The sequence below is a fragment of the Luteibacter sp. genome, from assembly GCF_035539195.1.
GTDB lineage: Bacteria > Pseudomonadota > Gammaproteobacteria > Xanthomonadales > Rhodanobacteraceae > Luteibacter.
The window spans coordinates 1-25,791 of record NZ_DATLIW010000010.1; the positions used below are offsets into that span (position 1 = coordinate 1).

Annotated in this window: 14 protein-coding genes; 12 read left to right on the forward strand and 2 right to left on the reverse strand. The window is 67.4% G+C overall.

The annotated features are described in order from the left end of the window. The 12 genes from VM621_RS02995 to VM621_RS03050 form a co-directional block, all read left to right on the forward strand. Positions 1-634, forward strand: a 634-nt coding sequence (locus VM621_RS02995; RefSeq protein WP_325467510.1) for a hypothetical protein, incomplete at its 5' end; no start/stop codon positions are given. Between the two features lie 359 nt (positions 635-993). Then, positions 994-7,800 carry a polyketide synthase gene (locus tag VM621_RS03000; protein ID WP_325467511.1) on the forward strand — a complete coding sequence of 2,269 codons (6,807 nt, stop codon included), beginning with the start codon at positions 994-996 and terminating at the stop codon, positions 7,798-7,800. Then, positions 7,797-14,171: a non-ribosomal peptide synthetase gene (locus VM621_RS03005; protein WP_325467512.1), complete on the forward strand. Its 6,375-nt coding sequence runs from the start codon at positions 7,797-7,799 to the stop codon at positions 14,169-14,171. The genes VM621_RS03000 and VM621_RS03005 overlap by 4 nt, the downstream gene beginning before the upstream one ends. 25 nt (positions 14,172-14,196) lie before the next feature. Further along, complete coding sequence (locus VM621_RS03010) at positions 14,197-15,330, forward strand: glycosyltransferase family 2 protein (protein ID WP_325467513.1); 1,134 nt, start codon at positions 14,197-14,199, stop codon at positions 15,328-15,330. Next, a complete protein-coding gene (locus VM621_RS03015; protein WP_325467514.1) occupies positions 15,324-16,430 on the forward strand; it encodes a polysaccharide deacetylase family protein in 1,107 nt (368 codons plus the stop codon). Before VM621_RS03010 ends, VM621_RS03015 begins: the two co-directional genes overlap by 7 nt. After that, complete coding sequence (locus tag VM621_RS03020; RefSeq protein WP_325467515.1) at positions 16,418-17,680, forward strand: O-antigen ligase family protein; 1,263 nt, start codon at positions 16,418-16,420, stop codon at positions 17,678-17,680. Before VM621_RS03015 ends, VM621_RS03020 begins: the two co-directional genes overlap by 13 nt. Further along, positions 17,677-19,032 carry a phenylacetate--CoA ligase family protein gene (locus VM621_RS03025; protein WP_325467516.1) on the forward strand — a complete coding sequence of 452 codons (1,356 nt, stop codon included), beginning with the start codon at positions 17,677-17,679 and terminating at the stop codon, positions 19,030-19,032. Before VM621_RS03020 ends, VM621_RS03025 begins: the two co-directional genes overlap by 4 nt. Beyond that, entirely contained in the window at positions 19,033-20,151 is a 1,119-nt protein-coding gene (locus VM621_RS03030) for a glycosyltransferase (RefSeq protein WP_325467517.1), read from the forward strand. Next, positions 20,148-21,320 carry a glycosyltransferase family 4 protein gene (locus tag VM621_RS03035; protein ID WP_325467518.1) on the forward strand — a complete coding sequence of 391 codons (1,173 nt, stop codon included), beginning with the start codon at positions 20,148-20,150 and terminating at the stop codon, positions 21,318-21,320. The genes VM621_RS03030 and VM621_RS03035 overlap by 4 nt, the downstream gene beginning before the upstream one ends. Next, positions 21,317-21,955 (forward strand): polysaccharide deacetylase family protein, encoded by a 639-nt coding sequence (locus tag VM621_RS03040; protein WP_325467519.1) that lies wholly within the window; start codon positions 21,317-21,319, stop codon positions 21,953-21,955. Before VM621_RS03035 ends, VM621_RS03040 begins: the two co-directional genes overlap by 4 nt. Then, complete coding sequence (locus VM621_RS03045; protein WP_325467520.1) at positions 21,952-23,118, forward strand: glycosyltransferase family 4 protein; 1,167 nt, start codon at positions 21,952-21,954, stop codon at positions 23,116-23,118. The genes VM621_RS03040 and VM621_RS03045 overlap by 4 nt, the downstream gene beginning before the upstream one ends. Then, positions 23,115-24,413: a hypothetical protein gene (locus VM621_RS03050; RefSeq protein WP_325467521.1), complete on the forward strand. Its 1,299-nt coding sequence runs from the start codon at positions 23,115-23,117 to the stop codon at positions 24,411-24,413. Before VM621_RS03045 ends, VM621_RS03050 begins: the two co-directional genes overlap by 4 nt. 59 nt (positions 24,414-24,472) lie before the next feature. On the opposite strand, the gene VM621_RS03055 is transcribed toward VM621_RS03050, so the two are convergent. Together VM621_RS03055 and VM621_RS03060 are read right to left on the reverse strand one after the other, a co-directional pair. After that, positions 24,473-24,922 (reverse strand): hypothetical protein, encoded by a 450-nt coding sequence (locus tag VM621_RS03055; protein WP_325467522.1) that lies wholly within the window; start codon positions 24,920-24,922, stop codon positions 24,473-24,475. A gap of 134 nt (positions 24,923-25,056) precedes the next feature. Continuing rightward, positions 25,057-25,512 (reverse strand): hypothetical protein, encoded by a 456-nt coding sequence (locus tag VM621_RS03060; protein WP_325467523.1) that lies wholly within the window; start codon positions 25,510-25,512, stop codon positions 25,057-25,059. Positions 25,513-25,791: the final 279 nt, after the last annotated feature.

The window sequence follows — 25,791 nt, forward strand, 5'->3', positions numbered from 1 at the left end:
AGGCGCCGGCACGACATTGATTACAGCGCGCGACGCAGCGAGCCAATCGGCCGCCTACCCCGTGTTAGTGGTGACGGCTTTCGCCATCGACGACTCGCTGGTGTCGCTCACGGGCACGGCCAGCTACACACGCGCGGCCACCGGTGGCGTCCCGCCTTACACCTATACGTCGAGCAATTCCACGATCATCCGCGTGCCCAATTCCAGCGAAGGCGTCATCCAGGCAGTGGCCGATGGCAAAGCCACCATCACCGCACGAGATAGCGCTTCAGGAAGCGGAAGCTATCCGGTATCCGTAGGACCAGAACCACCCAAGCCGATAAAGCCTCCGATAGGATTGCCCACCGTGGACGGCATGGTCAACGGCACGCTCCATAGCAGTTACGGAGTCATGCGCGTACGTGCGCCGAATTACCCAGACATCACGTCAGGCGATAAGATCGACTACGTCTGGGAGAGACCAAACCAAGCCGCCTTTGGCGAATCCGTCTGGGTAGATGGGACCTTGGTTGTTCCACCGGGGACTTTCGACATGCCATTCGTGCTCGGAAAGCAAACCGTATGGTACTGGGTCATACGCGGCCCATATGCTCTGAAGTCGGGTTCGGTTGAGTTTCAAGTCGTCTACCCGTAGCGCGTCGCGCCCTATTATCTGTGACCCACATTGGCCCTGCCTCGAGCAGGGCCTTTTCTTTGGCTGCTCCTGTCAGTCTACCCCTCGGCCATTTGCCCACCCCGGCTAGCGCGCCAGTTGTATATGCCCGTCCGGACCCGGGGGCTATAAAGATTCCACAGACGCGACAGGGCCAACCGGCCCTTCAGCGTGACGGGGGATCGCATGAAAGCCGAAGGCACGGCGTGGTGGGTGAGGGATACCAGGGGTAACGCGGCAAGCTGCCGCGAGGCGCACGGCGCTTCGCCGGGCCCCGCTGTTGCCGCCTCGTCCATTCGGCCTATGCCTTCGCGCTCTCCCAACGGGTACGAGGGCACACGATGAACGATGCACTTCCCACCGGCCGGCACGACGCCGGTACCGTCCACGGTCGCTTCAGCGCCGTGGCGAAAGGCTGCCCGGAGCGGACGGCGATCGCGTCGGATGCGCTGAGCCTCACCTATGCCGAGCTGGACGCACGTAGCGATGCCGTTGCCGCCGGCCTGGTGGCGGCAGGTGTGGAACCGGGCAGCTATGTGGCGCTGTTGATGGAGCGTTCGGTCGAGGCGATCGTAGCGCTGTTCGGCGTGCTCAAGGCGGGGGCGGCTTATCTGCCCATCGATACGCGGTGGCCGGTGGAGCGGGTGGCGTTTGCGCTGCGCGATGCCGATGTGGCGGCGATCGTCGCGGATGAAGGTTTGGATGTTCTGTCCGAGGAGATCCCGCTGCTTGGTCTGGCGGGGTTGGAGGTGCTTGGCTTCGGTGAGCGCCGTTCGGCGCTGGAGCGGCTCCTAGAGGAAGGTTCGGGTAGCAATCTGGCTTATGCGATGTATACGTCGGGGTCGACGGGGACGCCGAAGGGGGTCGAGATTCGACACGCCTCGATTCTGCGTCTGGTGCTGCGCTCGGATTACATCGACTTCGATGCGCCGAAGGTGTTGCACGCCGCGCCGCTGGGTTTCGATGCGTCCACCTTCGAGATCTTCGCGCCGCTGCTCAATGGCGGAACCTGCGTGGTGTATCGCGAGCGCGTTCCGACGGGCTGCGGTATCGCCCGCATGGTGGAACGCCACGGCGCCGAGATCGCCTGGATCACCGCGGCGCTGTTCAATGCCATCGTCGACGACGATGCGAGCAACCTTGCCGGCCTGCGCGCGGTGCTGACCGGTGGCGAAGCGCTTTCCGTACCGCATGTGCGCAAGGCCTATGCCGCGCTTCCGGCGACCACGCTCATCAATGGTTACGGCCCTACCGAATGCACGACCTTCGCTACGACCTACCCGATTCCGCACGAACTGCCTGACGAGCTTCGCGCGATTCCCATCGGCAAGCCGATCGGCGAGACCTCTCTCCATGTGCTCGACGAGGCCGGCAACGAAGTCGCCGATGGCGCCATCGGCGAGCTCTTCATCGGCGGCAGCGGTGTCGCACGCGGCTACCTCAACCGTCCCGAGCTTACCGCCGAGCGCTTCGTCGCCGGCGGTACCCGTTACCGCACCGGCGATCTCGTGCACTGGCTGCCCGACGGCAACCTCGCCTTCGTCGGCCGCGTCGATGGCCAGGTGAAGATCCGTGGTTACCGCATCGAGACCGGCGAGATCGACATCGTGTTGCGCGCGCTGCCCGGCGTCGCCGCCGCGGCCGTGATCGCCCGCGAAGATGCGCCCGGCGAGAAGCGTCTCGTCGCCTATTACGTCAGCCACGACGAGGCCGTGACCGCGCGAAGCCTGCGCGACGCGCTGGCCCGTACCTTGCCCGACTACATGCTCCCGGTGGCATGGATGCGCCTGGACGCGCTGCCGGTCAACGACAACGGCAAGCTGGATCGCCATGCCCTGCCCGCTCCGGACAGCGCCCGCCCCGAGCTGGCCGCGGCCTTCGTGGCAGCGCACGGCGACATCGAAATGCGGCTCTGCGCGATCTTCGCCGAAACCCTCGGCCTGGACACGGTCGGTCGCGACGACAACTTTTTCGACCTCGGCGGCAGCTCCCTTCTTGCGACGCGCGCCATGACTCGCGTGCATGAAGAACTGTCGCCGACCCCTTCCCTGGTCGGCTTCTTCGCCGAGCCGACCCCGGCCGCCATCGCGGCCACGATCGAGGGACGCGCCACGCGCCAGGCGTTGGCAGGACGCTTGTCGGGTGGCGCGTCGGCGGTGGGCGAAGCGGTGGCGATCATCGCCATGGCCGGTCGCTTCCCCGGCGCGCCCGATGTCGAGACGTTCTGGGACAACCTCTGCGCCGGCCGCGAGTCGATCCGCTTCTTCGCCCCCGGCGAGCTCGATCCGGCAGTCAGCCAGACCGATCGCGACGACCCCGACTACGTCGCCGCGCGTGGCGTGATCGACGATGTCGAACAGTTCGACGCCGGCTTCTTCGGGATGTCGCCGCGCGAGGCCGAGCTGACCGATCCGCAGCAACGCTTGTTCCTGGAACTGTGCTGGGAATGCCTCGAGCGCGGCGGCTACGTGCCCGACGCCCAGGAGGCGCCCGTCGGTGTCTTCGGCGGCATGCACAACGCCACGTACTACCAGAAACACATCAGCGGTCGGCCCGACCTGATCGACAAGCTCGGCGCCTTCCAGGTGATGCTCGGCAACGAGAAGGATTACCTGGCCACGCGCGTGGCGCACAAGCTCAACCTCACCGGCCCGGCCATCAGCCTCAACACTGCATGTTCCACCTCGCTCGTCGCCATTGCGCAGGCCTTCGACGCCTTGCGCGCCGGCCGCTGCGGTATGGCGCTGGCGGGTGGCTCGTCCATCTCCTGCCCGCCGAACAGTGGTTATGTGGCACAGGAAGGCTCGATGCTGTCGCCCGACGGGCATACGCGCACCTTCGATGCCGGCGCCCAGGGCACGGTGTTCAGTGACGGTGCGGCCGTGGTCCTGCTCAAGCGTCTTTCCGATGCGCTGCGCGACGGCGATCCCATCTACTCGGTGATCCGCGGTGTGGCGGTCAACAACGACGGCGGGGTCAAGGCCAGTTTCACCGCGCCCAATGCCGCCGGGCAGGCCGCCGTGATCACCATGGCCCTGGACGACGCCGGGGTCTCGCCGCGCGATATCTCCTACGTCGAAGCCCACGGCACGGCCACGCCACTGGGCGATCCGATCGAACTGGAAGGGCTGACGCAGGCCTTTCGCCAGGGTACCGCCGACAAAGGCTTCTGTGCCCTGGGTTCGCTCAAGAGCAATGTCGGCCACCTGGTGATGGCCGCCGGCGCAGCCAGCGTGATCAAGACCTCGCTGGCCCTGTGCGAACGTCGCCTGCCGCCGTCGCTGCACTTCACCGCGGCCAACCCGCGCCTGAATCTCGCCGACTCGCCGTTCGTGGTGAACGAGTCGCTGCGTCCCTGGCAGACCGCCGGCGGCCCGTTGCGCGCCGGTGTCAGCTCATTCGGCGTCGGCGGCACGAATGCCCATGTGATCCTCGAGGAAGCACCGGAACGCGTGCCGTCCGATGTCGCCAGTGGCGCGCAGTTGCTGCTGGTGTCCGCCAGGACGCCGACGGCACTCGGTAACGCCGCTGCCCGGCTGGCCGACCACCTCGCCGCGCATCCGGACGGCAATCTCGCCGATGCGGCGTGGACGCTCGCCCGTGGTCGCAAGGCCTTCGTCCAGCGCACCCACGTCGTCGCCACGTCCACCAACGACGCGGTGAGCAAGCTGCGCGACATCGCCGCGGCGGCCATGTGCCGTACCTGCACCACGCCGTCGCCCGGCATGGTCTTCCTCTTTCCCGGCCAGGGCTCGCAGTACGCCGGCATGGGCCGCGAACTGCACGCGACCGAGCCGGTGTTCCGCGCGGCGCTCGACGAGGTCGCCTGCGCGTTGCGCGACGAACTGGGCTTCGACCTGCGCAACCGCATGTTCGCCGCCGACGCCGACGCACTGAAAGCCACCGAACTGACCCAGCCCGCCACGTTCGCGCTGGAAGTCGCGCTTGCGCGGCTATGGATGAGCCTCGGCGTCGAACCCGTGGCGATGATCGGCCACAGCGTCGGCGAGTTCGCCGCCGCCGTGCTGGCCGGTGTGATGTCGCTGGGCGATGCCGCACGACTCGTTGCACGCCGCGGCCGCCTGATGCAGGCGCTGCCTGCCGGGTCGATGCTTTCCGTTCGTCTGGGTGCCGCCGAACTGCGCGCACGCCTCCCGGACGCGCTTTCGCTCGCCGCCGAGAATGCGCCGAACGCCAGCGTCGTTTCCGGCACGGCGGAGGCCATCGAGGCCTTCCGTATCGCCCTGGAAGCCGACGGCGTCGCCTGCCGCGTCCTGCATACCTCGCACGCGTTCCACTCCGCGATGATGGACCCCGTGCTTGCCTCGTTCCGTGCCGAAGTCGCCGCCGTGCCGCTGGCCGCTCCGCGCATTCGTATCGTCTCCACGCTGACCGGGCTGCCGCTGACCGACGAGGAAGCGACGTCGCCGGACTACTGGACCCGGCATATGCGCCAAGCGGTGCGGTTCTCTCCGGCGCTGCTGCACGCGCTCGACGACACAACGCACGCCTTCCTCGAGGTCGGTCCGCGCCCGAGCCTTGCCTTGCTCGTCCGGCAACACTCGCAAAGCCGCGGCCGTACGATCGTCGCATCGCTCGGTGACGGTCCCGCCGACGAGCGCGCCGCATGGCTCGGCGCCGCCGGCGCGCTGTGGTCGGCGGGCGTCGCCATCGACACCGGCGCGTTCGACCACCGCGAGAACCGGCGCCATGTGCGCCTGCCCACCTATCCCTTCGAACGCAAGCGGCACTGGATCGACGCACGCCTCCCGGCCTCCGTCACGCCGATCGCCGCGGCGACGCCACTGACCGCCCCGGTGCCGTTCGCGCCGACGTTCACGGCGCCGGCCGCCGCTCCGCTTTCCGTCTCTCCTGCTTCTCCCGTCGTTCCGGAGTCCCTCATGCCGATGCCTTCCGCTCCCGTCAGCAACGCCCGCCCGCAACGCCTCGTCGCCGAACTCCTCGCGCTCTTCGAGGATGTGTCGGGAACCGAGCTCGAGGACGTCGATCCGGACGCCAGTTTCGTGGAGCTGGGCCTGGACTCGCTTTCGCTCACCCAGGTGGCGTTGCAGTTGCAGAAGACCTACGCCTTGAAGATCACCTTCCGCGAACTGATGGACGGCTGCTCGTCGTTCGAACGGCTCGCGGCGCATATCGATCGCCTGTTGCCGGCTGAAACCCAGCCGGTGGCGCCCGCGCCGGCGGCCATGCCCGCCCAGGTCGCGGCGGCGGCGCCCGTGGCGATGGCCATGGGCGGCGGACTGGTCCAGGACGTGATCGCGCAGCAGATGCAGATCATGCGGGAACAGTTGGCGTTGCTGGCGGGAGCCGCCGCTCCCGCAATTGCTCAGACGCTTGCGACACCGGCTTCTGTAGGAGCCGATTCATCGGCGATGGCCGCGGCAGCGGGCGGCAGGTTGGCGCAAGCACCTATCGCCGCTGAAGCGGCTCCCACACAGGGCAGGCAAGCACCGGGCAATCCAGCACAAAGCAGGCAAGCACCGGGCGGGCAAGCGCAGGGCAGCCAAGTGCAGGGCAGCCAAGTGCAGGGCAATCCAGGACAGGGCGGCTCGGCGCCCGACGAAGAGGCTGCGCTCGCCCACACGACTTACGACGTCAAAAAGGCGTTCGGCGCGATCGCGCGCATCCATCACGGCGCGACCGAACTCAGCGGCCGCCAGCGTGCCCGCCTGGATGCCTTCATGCGGCGCTACGTCGAGCGCACGAAGACCTCCAAGGCGTACACCGAAGAACATCGCGGCCACCTGGCCGACCCGCGCGTGGTCAACGGCTTCCGGCCGCTGCTGAAGGAAATCGTCTACCAGATCGTGATCGAGCGCTCCAAGGGCTCGAAGGTGTGGGATCTGGACGGTAACGGCTACGTCGATGCCCTCAACGGCTTCGGCATGAACCTGTTCGGCTGGCAGCCGGATTTCGTGCTCGACGCCGTGCGCAAGCAGCTCGATGCCGGCTACGAGATCGGCCCGCAGCATCCGCTGGCCGGCATCGTGGCCAGGCAGGTCTGCGACCTCACCGGCTTCGACCGCGCCGCGCTGTGCAATACCGGATCCGAAGCGGTCATGGGTTGTGTGCGCGTGGCGCGCACCGTCACCGGTCGCGACACCCTGGTGATCTTCACCGGCTCGTATCACGGCATCTTCGACGAAGTGATCGTCCGCGGCACGAAGAAGCTGAAATCCGTGCCGGCCGCGCCGGGCATCCTGCGCAATACCTCCGAACACGTGCTCGTCCTCGACTACGGCACGCCCGAATCGCTGCAGATCATCCGCGAGCGCGCCTCCGAGATCGCCGCGGTCCTGGTCGAGCCGGTGCAGAGCCGCCGACCCGACTTCCAGCCGGTGGAGTTCCTGCAGGAGCTGCGCGCGATCACCGAGGAATCCGGTTCGCTGCTGATCTTCGACGAGGTGGTCACCGGTTTCCGCGCGCATCCGCGCGGCGCGCAGGCGGTACTCGGCATCGATGCGGACATGGCCTCCTACGGCAAGGTCGTCGGCGGCGGCTTCCCGATCGGCGTGATCGCCGGCAAACGCCGCTTCATGGACGCCCTGGACGGGGGTCACTGGCGCTTCGGCGACGACTCCACGCCGACCGTCGGCGTCACCTACTTCGCCGGCACCTTCGTCCGCCATCCACTGGCACTGGCGGCCGCGCATGCCGTGCTCACCCATCTGGCCAACGAAGGCGGCCAGTTGCAGACCACGCTCAACGCGAAGGTCACCGCCATGGCCGAGGAACTCAACGCGTTCTGCGTGAACGTGGGCGCGCCGATCCACGTCGTCCATTTCGCCTCGGTGTGGAAGACCACCTTCACCGAGGATCATCCGCTGCAGGACCTGCTCTTCGCCATGATGCGCAGCCGCGGCATCCACATCCTCGACAACTTCCCCTGCTTCTTCACCACCGCGCATAGCGAAGCGGACTTCGCCGCCATCGCCACCGCGTTCCGTGAATCGATTCTCGAAATGCAGGAAGCGGAATTCCTGCCGCGCCGCCGCGAAACGTCCTCCTTCGATGCCGAGCGTCCGCCCATGCCGGGCGCACGCCTGGGCAAGGATCCGGAGGGTCGTCCGGCCTGGTTCGTTCCCAACCCGGATGCGCCGGGCAAGTACCTGAGGGTCACCGCATGATGCCGAACGAGCTGGCCGCCGCCACAGCGGTCGACTATGACCCCTTCGCCGGTGCGCCGCTGTCGCGGCTCGTGCCGACCACGGAGCCGCAACGCGAGGTGTGGCTGGCATCCCGGCTGGAGCCGGAAGCCTCGCTGGCATACAACGAAGCGGTCTCGATCACGCTCAAGGGCTTGCTCGACGTGCCGGCCCTCGAAGCGGCGCTGCAGGCGATCGTGGATCGCCACGAAGCCCTGCGGGCCACGTTCGGCAGCGACGGCGAAGGCCTGTTCGTCGCCGAACACACCACGCTTCCACTCGCGTTCCACGATCTCTCGCTGCTCGCGCCGTTCGAAAGCGACGCGAGGATCATGCATGCGTTCAACCGTATCGTCACCACGCCGTTCGATCTCGAACACGGGCCGCTGGTGCGTGCGGAACTGTTCCGCCTCGCCGCGGATCGTCACCTGCTCACCATCGCCGCGCATCACATCGTCTGCGACGGCTGGTCTTTCGGCGTGATCGTGCGCGATCTCGCCGCCCTCTACGCGCAGCGCACCGGCCAGGGCACGGGCCCGGCCGCCGCGAGCGCGTTCTCGAACTTCGCGTTGGCCGAGGCTGCGCACGCCGGCACCGGGGCAGCCCGCGAGGACGAACAGTACTGGCTCGGCCGGTTCGCCGGCACCGTGCCCGTGCTCGACCTCCCCACGGACCGTTCCCGTCCCCGCCGTCGGTCGTTCACCTCACGGCGCGAAGACCGCACGCTGGACCCGGGCGACGTCGCCGCGATCAAACGCCTGGGCGCCGCCCATGGCGCGAGCTTCTACGCGACCCTGCTGACCGCCTTCGCCGTCCTGCTCCGCCGTATCGCGGGGCAGGACGACGTCGTCATCGGCATGCCGTCGGCGGGCCAGGCGGCCGAAGGGCTGGACACCCTCGTCGGCCACTGCGTCAACGTGCTGCCCCTGCGCACGCGGATCGACGACACGGCGACGTTCGGCCAGCTGCTTGGCACCGTGCGCAACGACCTGCTCGATGCCTTCGACCACCAGCGCTACACGCTCGGCAGCCTGCTCGCCCGCCTCTCCATCGCCCGCGATCCGTCGCGGCTGCCGCTGGTGACCGTGCTGTTCAACCTCGACGCGCAGCTGGACGAAAGCACGGTGACCTTCCCGGGCCTGCGCTTCGAGGTGGAAGCGGTGCCGCGGGCCTACGAGAACTTCGAACTCTTCGTCAACGCCGTGCAGGTCGACGGCGGCCTCCGCCTGGAATGCCAGTACAACGCGGACCTGTTCGACGGCGCGACCATCCAGGGCTGGCTCGACGCCTTCGCCATGTTGCTGCGCCAGGCCGTGCTCGATCCGACCATGGAAGCGGTCGCGCTGCCCATCGTCTCCGATGCCGTCTACCGTGAACTGGCGGCGCTGCAACCCGCGCCGACGCCGTTCCCGGAGCTGCGCCTGGCCCACGAATTCTTCGAACAGCAGGTGGACCGCGCACCGGAGCGCTCGGCCGTGCGTCACGCCGACCGCTCGCTGAGCTACGCCGCGCTGGAATCCCGGTCCAACCGCGTCGCAAACGCCCTGCGCGATCGCGGCGTCGGTCACGGCGATCTCGTCGGCCTTTCGCTGGCACGCGGCCTGGACATGGTCGCCGCCGTGCTCGGCGTGCTCAAGTCCGGCGCCGGTTACGTGCCGCTGGACCCCACCTTCCCGGCCGACCGTCTCGCCTTCATGGCGGAAGACGCCAACCTCGCCGCGCTGGTGATCGACGATAATGCCCCGCTGGCCTTCCCCTTCGATCCGACGCGTGTTCTCTCGCTCGCCAGCGAAGAAGTCGTGCATGCCTCGTTCGAGCGACCGGAGCGTAATCGCAAGGCGGCCACGCCCGACTCGGTCGCCTATGTGATCTTCACCTCCGGCTCGACCGGCCGTCCGAAGGGCGTGCGCGTGCCGCATCGCGCCGCCTCCAACTTCCTCACCAGCATGCAGCGGGTGCCGGGTATCGCGCCCGACGACCGCCTCGTGGCGGTGACGACCCTCTCTTTCGATATCGCCTTCATGGAGCTGATGCTTCCCTTGACCAGCGGTGCCGAGATCGTCGTCGCCGGTCGTGACGACGTGCGCGACGGTGGCCAGCTGCGCCGCCTGATCGAGGACGTGGATGCGACGATGATGCAGGCCACGCCCGCCGGCTGGCGCCTGCTTGTCGATGCCGGCTGGAACGGCCGTCCCGCGTTCCGCGCCGTTTCCGGCGGCGAGCCGCTACCGGTGGATCTGGCCGAGGCCCTGCTCGACCGCTGCGGCGAAGTGTGGAACGGCTACGGGCCGACCGAGACCACCGTGTATTCGACCTATTGGCGCGTGTCCGATCCGCGCGAAGGCATCTATATCGGCCGGCCCATCGCGAACACCACCGTGCATATCCTCGACGAATGCGGCAACCATTGCCCGCTCGGCGTGCCCGGCGAGATTCACATCGGTGGCGCCGGCGTCACGCTCGGCTACCTGGACCGCCCCCAGCTCACGGCCGAACGCTTCGTCGTCGATCCGTGGTCGGAAACGCCGGACTCGCGGATGTACCGCACGGGCGATCGCGGCCGCTGGCTGGCCAACGGCATGATCGAGCATCTCGGCCGGCTGGATTTCCAGGTAAAGGTGCGGGGCTACCGCATCGAGCCCGGCGAGATCGAAAGCGTGCTCGCCGATACCCCCGAGGTCGGCCGCGCCGTGGTCATCGCGCGGGAAGATCGCCCCGGCGACGTGCGCCTGGTCGCCTACGTGGTCGGCCGCGACGGTGCCACGATCGGTGAGGACAGCCTTCGCTCGCGACTGCGTGCGCGCCTGCCCGACTATATGATTCCTCAGCACATCCTGATTCTCGATGCGATCCCGCTCCTGCCCAACGGCAAGATCGACCGCAAAGCCCTGCCGCCGCCGATCGCGCATTCCGTGGCGACGCCGGGCGAGCGCATGGCGCCGCGCAACGAGGACGAGCGCCGTGTCGCCGCCGCCATGGAGGCCGTGCTCAGCCTGCCCGATCTCGACGTGCGCGACGACTTCTTCGCGCTGGGTGGCCATTCGCTCCTGGCCGCGCAGCTGACCGCCCGGCTCAACCGCGAGTTCGACGTCGCCCTGTCGTTCCGCACCCTGTTCGACGCGCCGACCATCGAACAGCTGGCCGCCGCGATCGGGGCGCAGGTTGCCAGCGGCACGGCGCCCGCCGCCGCGCCGATCGATCACCGTTGCGACCAGGATCATGCCCCGCTGTCGCTCATGCAGCGTCGCCTGTGGGCGCTCGAGCGCATGCATCCGGGCCGCGTGACCTATAACGCGCCGTCCGCGCACCGCCTGCGCGGACGCCTCGACGAACATGCCTTCGACATGGCCTTCCAGGCCCTGATCCAGCGGCAGCCGAGCATGCGCACGGCGTTTCGCGACGTCGGCCAGGACATCATGCAGATGGTCTCGCCGCAGCTCGCATACCCGCTGTTCCCGGCGGAGGACCTTTCGGACCTGCCCGTCGCGGAGCGCGAGACACGGCTGATGCAACGCCTGCAGGAACTGACCGACACGCCGTTCGACCTGGGCAATGCGCCGCTCTTCAGCGCGCGCATGTTCCGCCTGTCCGCCGACGAGCATGCGTTCTTCTTCATGCCGCACCACATCATCTGGGACGGCTGGTCGTTCGACATCCTCTACAACGAACTGTCGGCGCTGTACCGCGCCTTCGTCGCCGGCCTGCCGTCACCGCTGGCCGCGCTGCCGGTGACCTACGGCGATTTCGCCGAGTGGCACGCGCACTGGCTCGAGTCGCCGGCTTTCCAGTCGCAGCTGGGCTTCTGGCGCGAGCGCCTTGCCCAGATGGGCGACGTGCGTGCGTTGCCGACCGACTACGCACGCCGCCCCGGCATGTCCGGTCTGGGTCGGACCGAGTGGATCCGCGTCTCGCGCGACGACACCGATGCGATGCACGAGGTGGCGAAGCAGGCCGACGCCACGCTCAACATGACCCTGCTCGCGCTGTACTACGCCATGCTGTCTAGCTCGGCCGGCCAGCACGACCTGGTCGTCGGCACGCCGGTGCGCGGACGCAACCAGACCGAGGTCGAATCGGTGATGGGTTATTTCAACAACCTGCTGCCGTTGCATGTGAGCGTGGATCCCGCGCTGTCCTTCCTCGAATTCGTCCGCCATGTGAAGCGCACGGCCATCGAGGCCTTCGGCCATCCGGACGTCCCGCTGGAGTACCTGCAGCGCGAGCTGAAGGTCGGTCAAGGCACCGGCGCGACGCTCTACCAGGCCTTGTTCTCGTTCCAGGATGCACGCCAGCGTTCGGTGGACTGGGGCGGTCTGGCACATGAGCAGATCCTGCTGTTCCAGAGCGCGGCCACGGAAGACCTCGGCCTGTGGTTCCTCGAAAGCCACGCCGGCATGGTCGGCGGGGTGACCTACAACGCCGACCTGCTCCAGGCGAATACGGCACGGCTCATGCGCGAACGCTACCTGGACATGATGCGTCGCGTCGCCGCCGATCCGACCATCGCCGTGGGTTCGCTCACCGCGGCCACGCCGGCCGAGCGGGAAACCATGCGCGGCTGGAACGCCACGAGCCGCGACGCCCATCTACCGCTGGACCTGTACGCGATGGTCGAAGCGCGCGCCAAGGTATCGCCGGATGCCCCGGCCATCGTCCACGACGCGCGCACCATCGGCTACGCCAACCTGCTGCGCCGCGCGCTGCGCATGGCGATCCTCCTGCGCGATCGTGGCGCCATGCCGGGCAGCGTCGTCGGCCTGTGTGTGGATCCCGGCGCCGACCGCCTCGCCGGCCTGCTCGCCATCGCGCATACCGGCGGCACCGCCCTGTTGCTGGATCGTGCCGATCCGTCCGCGCGGCTGCGTGACATCGTCGCCGATGCCCGGATGACCGTGCTGATCGGCGATGTCGGCCTGGAGACCACGCTCGACTGGCCCCGTGCCTGTGCGCTCTGGCTCGACGCGGACCATGTCGAACTGGACGCCGTGAGCCTGGATGTCATACCCGTCGGCGCCTACCCCGAGCCCGACCTGCCGGCCATCGCGTTCCACGTACCCGGTGCCGACGGCAATGCGCGCGGTGCGGCCCTGTCGCATCGTTCGATCGCCAACACCGTCGAAGGCCTCATCGAAACACTCGACCTGCGTGCCGGCCAGCGCATCGGCGGCGATGCCCTGGCCAGCGATCCGATGTCGACGATCGAGCCCCTGCTCGCCCTCGCCAGCGGCGCGACCTGGGTCGTCCAGGAGCCACAGAACCTCGCACGCGGCGAACTGGCGACGCTCGATCGCTTCATCGCCACGCCGGAAACCTGGCACGACCTGCTCGACCACGGCTGGACCGGCGACGCCCAGCTGCACGCGGCGATCGTCGGCGGCACGCCGACGCCGGAGTTGGCCGCGCAGATGGGCGAACGTACCGCCGGCCTGTGGACCGTGTTCGGCGACGCGCTCTGTGCGCCCGTCGTCACCTGCGGTCGCGTGGACCGTGCCGTCGACGCCTTGCATGAAGGACGCCCACTCGCCAACAACGAGGTGTGGATGCTCGACGACGACGGCGAACCCTGCCCGATCGGCGCGACGGGCGAAGTGGCCATCGCCGGCCGCGGTCTGGCGATGGCCTTCGGTAGCCGGTCGCTGGCAGATCGCCAGCCGGGCGACGATCGTCTGGTCCGCACCGGCTATCGCGGCCGCTGGCTCGCCGACGGCCTGGTCCAGGTGCTCGACCGTGACGACCGGCGCATTCGCCGGCACGGCCTGGACATCGAACCGGCAGCCATCGAAACCCTGCTTCTCGCCCAGCCCGGCATCGTCCGCGCCGTAGCGGTGCCGCGCACCGGCCACGCGGGCGACCAGCGCATCGACGCCTACGCCGTCGCCGCGCCGGGTTGCCTGCCCGACGCCGATGGCGTGCGTGCCGCCCTCGCCGCTCATCTGCCGGCCTGGTCCATGCCTGCCAGCCTGACCCTGCTCGACGCGATGCCGATGCTGGCGACCGGCGAGCCGGACATCTCGGCGCTGCCGCTTCCCGCGGAACAACGCACCGGCAATGGCACGCCGAACGGCAACGAACCGCGCACCGAAAGCGAGCGCCTGCTCGCCTCGGTATGGCAGGAGCTGCTCGGCATGTGCCGGATCCGTACCAGCGACAACTTCTTCGACGTGGGCGGCCATTCGCTGCTCGCCGTCGACATGGCCATGCGCGTGCAGAAACTCACGGGCGTGCAACTGAACCTGCTCGATATCGCCAACGGCACGCTCGGCACGCTCGCCGCGGATCTCGCCCTGGCGCCGCCAGCGGCGCCGATCGCGTCGAAACGTGGCCTGTTCAGTCGCCTGCTTGGGCGCGGTTGAAACGCACGGCACCGGGGGGAACGCCATGATCACGCATCTTGCCTGGCTCGCCTGCTGGACATCGGCCCTGCTGCTGGTCCACGTTTTCGTGGGCTACCCGGTGCTGGTGTGGTTGCAGGCACGCCTGTGGCCACGACCGGTCGCGCGCCGGCCGATCCTGCCCACGGTGAGCATCGTTATCGCAGTGCACGACGGCGCCCATTTCATTCGCGCCAAGCTGGCCAGCCTGCAAGCCCTGGACTACCCGGCCGAACTCATCGACATCGTGATCGCCTGCGACGGATGCCACGACAATACGGTGACCACCGCGCGCCGCTCCACCGATGCACGACTGACCGTGCTGGACTTTCCGAATCGTCGCGGCAAGGCCGCCTGCCTCAACGATGCAGTGGCCCTCACCCGCGGCGAAGTGCTGCTGTTTACCGATGTACGGCAGAAACTCTCGCCCACCGCGCTGACCGAACTGGTCGCCAACCTCGCCGATCCCGGCGTGGGCGCGGTCGGCGGCGAACTGCACATGGAGAACGTCCGCACCGGCTTTGCGCAGGGCGTGGATTTTTACTGGCGGTACGAGAAAGGTATCCGTCACGCCGAGAGCCGCTCGGGCTCCACCATCGGCGTCAGCGGTGCGCTCTACGCCATCCGCCGTCGCCTGTTCCAGCCGATTCCGCCCGGCACCGTGCTCGACGACGTGCTGGTGCCGATGCGCGTGGCCGCCCAGGGCAAGCGCGTGGTGTTCGAGCCGCGCGCCATGGCCTGGGACCAGCCCTCGCAGGTGCCGGCCGACGAGCGCCGCCGCAAGATCCGCACGCTGGCCGGTAACTACCAGCTGATCCAGCTCGCGCCGTGGCTGCTGCTGCCGTGGCGCAACCCCCTGTGGCTGCGCTTTGTCAGCCACAAGCTGCTGCGCCTGTTCGCGCCCTGGCTGATCCTCACGCTTACGGTGAGCACCGGCCTGCTGTTCAGCCGCCACCCGATCTACGCCTTCGCCTTCTGCTGCCTGATCGCCGGCGCGCTGATGGTCGGACTGGCGCGCCTGCGTCCGGCACTGGGTCGTCTGCTTCCCTTGCGCATCGCGCTGGCGTTCTTCTACCTCAACCTCTTCGCGGCCCAGGCCCTTGTGGCCTTCGCGAAAAATCGAAGGCTACACCTATGGTGATCGATATGAAGGGTGGCGCTCCGGGAATCCGTGGCCGGCTCGGCGAACTGTGTTATTCGAGCGGCCTGCTGCATTCGTTGCAGCGGGTACGCGCGTGGTGGCAGCGCGACCTGCGCATCCTCGCGTACCACCGCGTCATGCCGCTGCCCGATCCGGATACCTACGAATTCGATCTCGAACTGATCAGCACGCCGCCGGACCAGTTCCGCGAGCAGATGCAGCGACTGCGCAAGTATTTCAGGCCGATGCGCCTGACCGATATCGTTGCGGCGCTGGATGCCGGCGACGCGCTTCCGCCGGATACCGTGGCGGTCACCTTCGACGACGGCTACGACGACAACTACCGTATCGCCGCGCCAATCCTCGACGAGCTTGGCGTGCCGGCGACGTTCTTCGTCTCCACCGGCCATATCGACAGCGGCAAGCCGTATGCGTACGACTGGCTGGTGCACATGATCCTGACGACCGGCGCACCCCGTCTGGTCCTTCCCGAGCTGCAGATCGATGTGGCGCTGCCGCCGGATCGCGCCTCGCGCCGCCGGATCGCCGGCAGCATCCTGCTCAAGATGAAGTGGCTGGACGCCCTCGGCCAGACCGCGATGACCGAGCGCCTCGAGCAGGAGTGGAACATGCCCTCGGCAAACGCCCGACCGCTCGACTGTCGTCCCATGACCTGGAACCAGGCGCGCGAAATGGAAGCGGCCGGCCTCGAATTCGGCTCGCACGGCGTCCACCACCGTATGCTGGCTCGCTTGCCGCCGGACCAGATGGAGCGCGAGATCCGCGAGTCGAAGGCTACGCTGGACCGCGAACTGCGCCACCCGGCCATGCTCATGTCCTATCCCGTCGGCGGCGACCGCGCGTATAACGACGCGGTGATCGCGGCGACGCGCAATGCCGGGTTCAAGCTGGGCTGCAGCTATATCTGCGGCACCAACGCCGAGCCTTCGGAGAATCGCTACTCGCTCTACCGCCTGCCGGTGGAGAGCAACATGGGGCCGGGCTGGTTCGCCGCCATGCTCGCCCTGCCGCAATTGATGAGCTATCCCACGCCGGCACACGAAGCGAATGCTCCCAAGGATCTTGCATGTTCGCCCTGATCCTCCTCTATGTGGTGCTGACGATCATCCGCCCGCAGGATTACCTGCCGGGTCTGGAGAACGTACCGATCCTGCCGATCGTGCTGTTCCTGGCCGCCGCCACGTGGCTGTTCTCGCGAGCGAAGACCTTCGCCGCGCCGCAGTTCCTGATCCTGCCGGCCTTCCTGCTGATCCTGATGATCTCCGAGGTCACCAACGGCTGGACCGGCGGCGCGATCGACGAGCTGGCGCGTTTCGGCCCGGTGGTGATCGCCTTCTTCGTCTTCGGCGCGGCATGCAACACGCAGAAGCGGGTGCGTACCGCCATGGGCGTGTTCGTCGCCTGCGCCGCGGTGCTCGCCCTGCACGGCGTGGAGCAGTCCCAGCTGGGCACGGGCTGGACCGGCATCCCGCTCAGCGAAGGTGGCCGCATCCAGTACGTCGGCATCTTCAACGACCCCAACGACCTCGGCCTGCTGTTCGCCGCCTGCCTGCCCATGGCCGTGTTCCTCGGCCGTCGTGGCGCCGGCATGCTGCGCCCGCTATGGCTGGGCTGCGCCCTGCTGCTGCTCTACGGCATCGTGCTGACCAACTCGCGCGGCGCCCTGCTTGCCGTGCTCATCATCGCCGGCTGCTATGTGTGGTATCGCAAGGGCGTCGTGGTGGCGGGCATTCTCGGCGTGGTCGGGCTGGCCGCGATGAAACTGGTTTCCTCGCGCATGGACGAGTTGGACGCCGGCGAAGAATCCGCCGCGGGACGCGTCGACGCCTGGTATGCCGGCCTGGAGATGTTCCGCGACAACCCCGCCTTCGGCGTGGGCGCCGGCAACTTCACCGAGTACAACGAACTCACCGCGCACAATTCCTTCGTGCTGGTGCTGGCCGAAACCGGCTTCGTCGGATTCGTCACCTGGCTGGCCTTCGTCGGCTACGGTTTCTGGATGATGCTGACGATCGTTCGCCATGTGCGCGTGCCAGGCAACGACCCGCAGGTCGAAGCCGAGTGGGCGATGGAGAAGCAGATGGCGCTGACGTTGCTGCTCTCCCTGTGCGGCCTGTTCGCCGCCGCGTTCTTCCTCAGCCGTAGCTACATGGTGGTGCTGTACCTGATCGCCGCGATGGTCGCGGGCCACTACATCGGCGCACGCAAGCGCTGGCCGGAACTGCCCTTCTTTCGTCTTTCCGACGGTGGATGGCGCTGGGTACCGGCTGCCGCGGGCAGTGTCGCCGCCCTCTTCGTTCTCGTCGCCGTGCTACTGAGAACCGTATGAGCCTCTACGAATCCGCCCTGCGCAACGTCATCTGGCCCGCCTACGAAGGCGGCCTGCGTCGCCGTGGTACGCCCAGGCACATGCGTCGCTACGAGGCCGAGCAATGGCTCGGCCGCGAACGCATCGAGGCGCTGCAGTTCGAACGCCTGCAACGCCTGCTGGCGTGGTGCTATCGCGAGGTGCCGTTCTACCGTGAACGCTGGACCGCCCTCGGCATCGCGCCGCGGGACATCCGCAGCCTGGCCGACTTCGCGCAGCTGCCGGTGTTGACCAAGGCGGATGTCCGCAACCACGCCGACGACCTCAAGGCCACCTCGCTGAAGAACGGCCTCGGCTACAAGTCGACCGGTGGGTCCACCGGCGAACCGCTGCGCTTCGGTTTCACCCGCGAGAGCAACGATCGTCGTGTGGCGGTGATGTGGCGCGGCTATCGCTGGGCCGGATCGCGCATGGGCCGGCGCACGCTGTTCCTGTGGGGCGGTCCGGTCGGCAACCCCAGCGCGAGCCACCAGCTGAAGGATCGGCTGTACAACGCCGTCTTCGCACGCAAGCTGCTCGACAGCTTCCGCATGAGCGAGTCCAACCTCGCCGACTATGCCGATGCCATCGACGCCTACCGGCCCGAGGTCATCGTCGGCTACGTCGGTCCGCTGGTGCGCCTGGCCGAGTGGCTGCTGGCCAACAACCGTCGCGTCGCCGCGCCCGCGTCCATCATCGGCGCCGCCGAAGCCCTGCACCCGTTCCAGCGCGAGATCATCGAGAAGGCCTTCGGTGCGCCCGCCTTCAATACCTACGGCTGCCGCGAGTTCATGCTGATCGCCGCCGAGTGCGAGCACCGCGACGGCCTGCACGTTAACGCCGACCACCTCGTGGTGGAGACCCTCGACGCCGACGGCCAGCCGATCCACCAGGGCAGCGGCGACATCGCGATCACCGACCTGTACAACTATGGCATGCCGTTCGTCCGCTACGTCAACGGCGATATGGCGACGCATGCCAGCGGCAAGCCCTGCCCCTGCGGTCGCGGCCTGCCGATGCTGGCCTCGGTGGATGGTCGCAAGCTCGATGCCATCCGCACGCCGGCCGGTCACGTGCTTCCCGGCGAGTTCTTCCCGCACATGCTCAAGGACGTGCCCGGGCTGACCCGGTTCCAGCTGGTCCAGCGCCGACTCGATCGCCTGGACCTGTCGATCGTGCGTGGCGACGCGTTCGACGACCAGTCGCTCGACTACATCCGCCACGAAGTGGCCAAGGTGCTCGGCGAGAGCGCCGAACTGCATTGCCACTTCGTCGACGATATCCCGCTGACCCGCAGCGGCAAGTTGCGCGTCACCGTATCGGAGTTGACCTGAGTGAACATCACCCACTTCGTCGAGAACCTCAATCGCGGCGGCCTGGAGCGGATGGTGCTCGATCTGGTCACCGAGCAGCGCCGCCTCGGCCATAACGTGCAGGTGGTCTGCCTGTTCGAGCGCGGCTCGCTTGCCGGCGAACTGGATGCACTCGGCATCCCGGTCCACGCCTGCGAGAAGCGTACCGGTTTCGACCTGCGCGCGATCGGCCGTGCGCGTGGCTTCTTGGCCGCGCATCGCACCGAGGTACTGCATACGCATAATGCGGTCGCGCACTACCAGGCCGTGCTCGCCTCGGCCGGCATGGGCATTCGCCAGGTGGTCAATACACGCCATGGCATGGGTGGCCAGCAGAAGCCCGGCCGTCGCGAGTGGCTGTTCCGTCGCGCCATGAAGGCCACCGACGCCGTGGTTGCCGTCTGCGAAGCCGCACGCCGCGACGCCGTGCATCGTGGCATCGTGCCGGCGGCCAAAGCCTGCGTCGTGCCCAACGGCATCGTACTCGGCGGCTTCGAACTGGCCTCGGATACGATGCACGAGCGCCTCACCCGCATGCTCAACGTGCCGACCGGTACACAGGTCATCGGCACCGTCGGCCGGCTCAACTGGGCAAAGGACCAGGCCAGCCTGATTCGCGCCTTCAGCCAGGTTCATCGCAGCCGCCCGGACACGGTACTCGTGCTGGTCGGCGACGGTGAACTCCGCGAGACCCTGCGCGCCTGTGCCTTCGACGAAGGCGTCGCCGGCAGCGTGCACTTCCTTGGCGACCGCAACGACGTGCGCCAGTTGCTGCAGGGCTTCGACATGTTCGTGCTTTCCTCGGTCACCGAGGGCTATTCGATGGCGCTGCTGGAAGCGTGCGCCACCGGGCTGCCCATCGTCGCGACGGACGTGGGCGGCAACGCCGAGATCGTCCATGACGACGCCACCGGGCGCCTCGTACCGGCCGCCGACGCACCGGCGCTGGCCCGCGGCATCCTCGGCCTGCTCCACGAGTCCCAGCGCGCATCGTCTTTCGGCCGCGCGGCGCGCCAGTGGGTGGAAACCCACGGTTCGCTCGAAGCCATGGCGATACGTTATGGAAAGCTCTATTTCGGCGACATGGAGGCGATCTTATGAAGATCCTGGTCCTGACCAACCTCTTCCCCACGCCGTGGGACCCGCGGCGCGGCACCTTCAATCGCCAGCAGTTCCAGCGCCTGGCCGAGCGGCACGAGGTGGACGTGCTCACCGCCGTCGACTTTCGCGAACGCATGGCCGGTCCCCAGGGCACCGTCGACGTGCCGGGTATCACGCGCGACCATTTCACCTTCTATCATCCGCCCGGCGTCGGCCGTTTCCTCAACGCCTTCTGCTTCTTCGCCAGTGTGATGTGGCAGCGCGGCCGTGAACTGCGCGCCGCCCGTTACGACGTGCTCCTGGCCAGCTGGGCCTTTCCCGATGCCGTGGCCGGTGCCTGGGTGGCGCGGCTGCTGGGCATACCGTACGTGGTCAAGGTACACGGCAGCGACCTCAACGTGCAGGCCGAGGCGCGCCTGCGTCGACCGCAGATTCGTGCGGCCCTGCGCGGCGCCGGCGCCGTGATAGCCGTCAGCAAGGCGCTGGCGCGCAAGGCCATCGTCCTGGGTGCGCCGGCGGAAGCCGTCGAAGCGATCTACAACGGGGTCGATACCCGCGTGTTCAACCGTGGCAGCCGCATCGCCGCACGCCAACGGCTAGGCCTTCCGGCCGAAGTGCCCATCGTGCTCTACGCGGGTAACCTGAAAGCCACCAAGGGCTGTCACGACCTTATCGAAGCGTTCCCCATGCTGGTAAAGCGCCACCACGACGCACGTCTCATCTATGTCGGCGACGGTCCTTCGCGAGCCAATCTCGAAGACCGTGCCGCTTCGCTGTGCTGCGCACCCAACGTGCGATTCGAAGGCGCCGTGGACCACGCGGCGCTGGCCGACTGGTTCCGCGCCGCCGACGTGCTTTGCCTGCCCAGCCATAACGAAGGCGTGCCCAACGTCGTGCTCGAGGCCATGGCCTGTGGTACGCCCGTCGTGGCGACCGCCGTGGGCGGCATTCCGGAAGTGCTGCCCGAGACGGCCGGCATCCTCGTGCCTGTGCATCAACCGCACGAACTGGGCACCGCCCTGGTCGAAGCCTTCGAGCGCCATTTCGACCCGGTCGTCATCGCCGCCCATGCGGCCACCTTCCGCTGGGACGAGAACATCGATCGTCTGGAGCACACGCTCCACCGCGTAGCCGCCGGACAACCGGCACATCTTGGCGCAAATGCATGAACTGGAAGCTGAAAAAACACGACCTGCTCGGCCTCCTGCCGGAAGCGCTCGTGCTCACGCGCACGCGCGACCACGATCTGCGCTACCTCAGTTTCGACGACGGTCCCGATCCCGAGCACACGCCGAAGCTGCTCGACACGCTGGCAAAGTACAACGTGAAAGCGAGCTTCTTCCTGGTCGGCGAGAAGATCGAGCAGTACCCGGAAATCGTCCAGCGGATCGTCGCCGACGGCCACATGATCGGCAACCACTCGTATACCCACTGGTCGTTCAGCAACATGGACCTGCGCAAGCAACTGGACGAGGTGTATCGCACCGACGCCCTGCTGCGCCTGTTCGACAACCGGCCGCACCACCGCATGCGCCCGCCGCACGGCTATGTCGGGGCGAAGCTGCTCCTGCATTTCGCCCGACGCAAGCGCAGCTTCATCTATTGGTCGTACGACAGCCTCGACTACCAGGATCGCCCGATCTCGGCGCTCATCTCGCGCCTGCGTAACGATCCGCCGGCGGCCGGCGACATCGTGCTGATGCATGACGACAGCGACAAGGCGGCCGAAGCACTCGAAGTCCTCCTTCCCGAATGGCTCGACCAGGGCATCCGCTTCGGAGCGCTCCCGGGCAACGCGCCTTGAACATCCTCTACCACCACCGGACGCGCGGTCGCCATGTCGAAGGCGTGCACATCCGCGGCATCGTGCACGCGCTGCGAGAGTTGGGCCACGACGTATCGGTCATGTCGTTTCCCGGCGCCGACCCGGAACGCGAACTGCCCGAGACCGGCGGTGGCGGCCGTGGCCGCCTGGCCGGCTTCGTGACCAGGCTCCCCGGCGTGGTCTTCGAGATCTTCGAGCTGCTCTATAACCTCGTGACCCTGGCAAGGATGACCCGCGCCTGGCGCACGCATCCGCCGAAGCTGATTTACGAGCGCTACTCCCTCTTCCTGTTCGCCACGGTGTGGCTGGCCCGCCGCCGTGGCATTCCACTGGTGTTGGAGATCAACGACTCGGCCCTGGTCGACCGGGTGCGGCCGCTGACCATGAAACGCCTGGCGCGACGTATCGAAGGGTGGTGTCTGCGTCACGCGACGGGCCTGGTCTTCATCTCCACGTACTTCCGCGACGCGGCCATCGAGGCCTATGGCGATATCGCGCCATCGGTGATCTCGCCCAACGCCGTGGACCTTTCCCGCTTCGACCCGGCCCGCTTCGATCGCGACACCCTGCGCAGCGAACGCGGACTCGGCGGACGCACCGTGTGCGGGCATATCGGCGCCTTCGCCCACTGGCACGGTGTGGACGACTTCGTCGAAGCCATTGCGAACCGGCTGCACGATGTGCCGGAGCTGGCCCTGGTTTTCGTCGGCGACGGCAAGACCCTGCCGGCCGTGCGCGCCCTCGTCGCCGAACGCGGCCTGAGCGATCGCGTGCTGCTGCCCGGCCGGGTACCCCATGAGGAAGTGGCCAGCTGGATCGCCTGCATGGACTATGCCGTGTTGCCGAATTCCAATCACTACGGCTCGCCCATGAAACTGTTCGAGTTCATGGGCATGGGCGTTCCCATGGTTGCACCGGACTACGCGCCGGTCGCCGAGGTGATCGCCGATGGCCGTACGGGATGGTTGTTCCCGCGCGGCGACGCCGCCGCCTGCGTCGAGCGCGTGCTCGAGTTGGCCCGGCTCACCGACGAGCGCAGGCGCGTGGGTCATGCCGCGCGTGACTACATCGCCAGCGAGCGGCAGTGGCGCAACAACGCCGAGCAACTGCTCACCCTGGTACCAGCCGGAGCCGCCGCGTGATCGTCATCGCCCTGATCGTCCTGTTTCTGCTCGCCTTCGCCGCCGCGGTGACGGTGGCGATCCGCGCGCGCAACATGCAGTACTGGCTGTGGGGCTACCTCACCCGGCAGAAGCCGCCGAAGGTCGCCGGTCCCGTGCACGTCATGTTCTGCTTCGTCGACCACTTCGAGCCGAACTGGGGACGGGTGGACATGGACACGCAGCGACGCCGGGTCGACCGCTGGTGTACGGATTACCGCGCGCTGGCCTCGCGCCATCGCGACGCCGACGGCCGCGTGCCGCAGCACAGCTTCTTCTACCCGGAAGAGGAATACGTCGAAGAGCACCTCGACAAGATCGAGTCGCTCTGCGCGGACGGCTATGGCGAGATCGAGATCCATCTCCACCACGACAACGACACCCCGGATAACTTCGTCGCCACGATCGATCGCTTCAACCGGCTCCTGCACGACAGGCACCATGCCCTGCCGCGCGACCCGGTCACCGGTCAGCTGCGCTTCGCCTTCATCCACGGCAACTGGTGCCTGGACAACTCACGTGCCGACGGCCGCTGGTGCGGGATCGACAACGAGTTGATCCTGTTGCGCGAACTCGGCTGCTACGCCGACTTCACCCTGCCCTCCGCACCCAGCGACACACAGACGCGGATGTCGAACGCCATCTACTACGCCACCGACGATCCGCATAAGTGCAAGTCGCACGACACCGGCGTGCGCATGCGCGTCGGCGGCAAGCCGTCCGGCGATCTGCTGATCATCCAGGGCGTCCTGGGACTGAACTGGAAGAGCCGGCGTTTCGGCATCATTCCGCGCATCGAGAATTCGGACATCCGCCGCGGTTCGCCGCCGACGCCTTCACGCGTGGACCAATGGGTACGCACCGGTATCCACGTCGAAGGCCGACCGGAATGGATCTTCATCAAGATCCACACCCACGGCACCCAGGAGGGCGACATGGACACCCTCCTCGGCAAGCCGGTCGACGCCATGCACGACTACCTCGAGTCCACCTACAACGATGGCCGCGACTACGTACTGCACTACGTCAGCGCCCGCGAGATGTACAACATCGCCAAGGCCGCCGAAGCCGGCATGACCGGCGACCCCGGCCGCTACCGCGACTTCGAACTACCCAAACCCGGCCAAAAACCCCCCGTAGGAGCCGCCGCCGCAGGAGCCACCCCCGTAGCAGTCACCCCTGCAGGAGCCACCCCTGCAGCAGTCACCTCTGCAGGAGCCACCCCTGTGGGAGCCGCTTCAGCGGCGATCCCAGCCCCCCTCACCGCCTCCCCATAAAAACCGCCCCCCTTGTGGGAGCCGCTTCAGCGGCGATCCCGCGCCAGCGGGCAAGCCCCCTAAAGCCCACCAAACCTCCGCCGCGTATCCGCCATACTGAAATCGCAATACTCATTCACACACCCGATCAGCTTCGGATCGTGCGTCGAAGGCCCCCGCGCCCCCGTACACAGCGCATACCGAACCGCGTCCGCCTTGAGTCCGTCACACGCTCCCGGAAACGCCGGCGACCTCACATAGGTAAATCCGCGGTGCACGATCCTGCCCGGCGTTCCACCCGTCGATCCCGCGGCCTGCGTGACGCAACCGGCCAACTGATCGAACGCCTCCGCTGAAATGAAGATTTCATCCGGATCGTCCTGGGCGCCGAACGCGCTTGCCGCCCAGTCGACCTTCTTCAGGCAGCCGGACGCCTTGTCCCGAGCCTCGTGCGCCACGCCCGAGACGGACCACACCGCCAGAAGGATGCTCGCCATTCCGAGCAGGAATCTGCTTCCCTTGCCGTTCATCGCCACTCCCCTTTGCCGCCACAGCCAGACCCGGCTGCATGGAGCACATCCCGCGGGAGAATGTTTCACCGCAGGCGTACAGGATGCGTGAACGGACTCCTTCCGGCCGTTGGAAGAAACTCACGCCAAAACAGTCACCTGCGAACGACTCGGAATCGGCAGCGATAGCGGCGCATTCCGGCAACGGCCGCCCCGGCAAGCGTGCCGGCTGCACAGGTGATGAGGACCACACCGGGTAACTGGAGCGAACCGCTCCACTGACATGGCAGACTGAAGGCCTCGAACATCACGATTCCGAGGATCGCGACCGAAACGAACGTCAGCACCCACAGCCCGTACGCCGGCAGATCGGCGCGGGAACCGTACTTGAGGAACCCGACAAAGCTCGATACCAGAACCGCCGCTCCCATAAGGGGCACACAACGAATTCCCCAACTTCCCACGGTCAGGAACAGCACGCCGCCGGTCGGCGCCGAGCCGGCACGCAACAGCACGGGGACCACCGCAAGGAGCATGGCCGTCCAAAGCGACGGATAGCGCCTCGCCGTGATGGCTGAAACGACGGCGAGCATCCACTTCTTCCCATTCATGGGCGGAAGGCTACCTGCGGCCTCCCTGTCGAGATATCGGAATATTCTGAAAAGAGGCGCCGAACTCGGCAGCAGTGCCCGTCGAGGCACCCTCTGCCGAGCCTGTCCGGACCTGGATCAGCGGATCAGCTCGCCGTTCGAATAGAACTTTTCTGAAAAATTCGACTTTCTGCACTGGGATGACAGACAGCGGCACTTCGCCTACCTAGACTCCGCGCCCTCACCTACCCGATGGATGGATGTATGCGAAGGATTGCGCCTGGGGCGTTGTATGCGCTT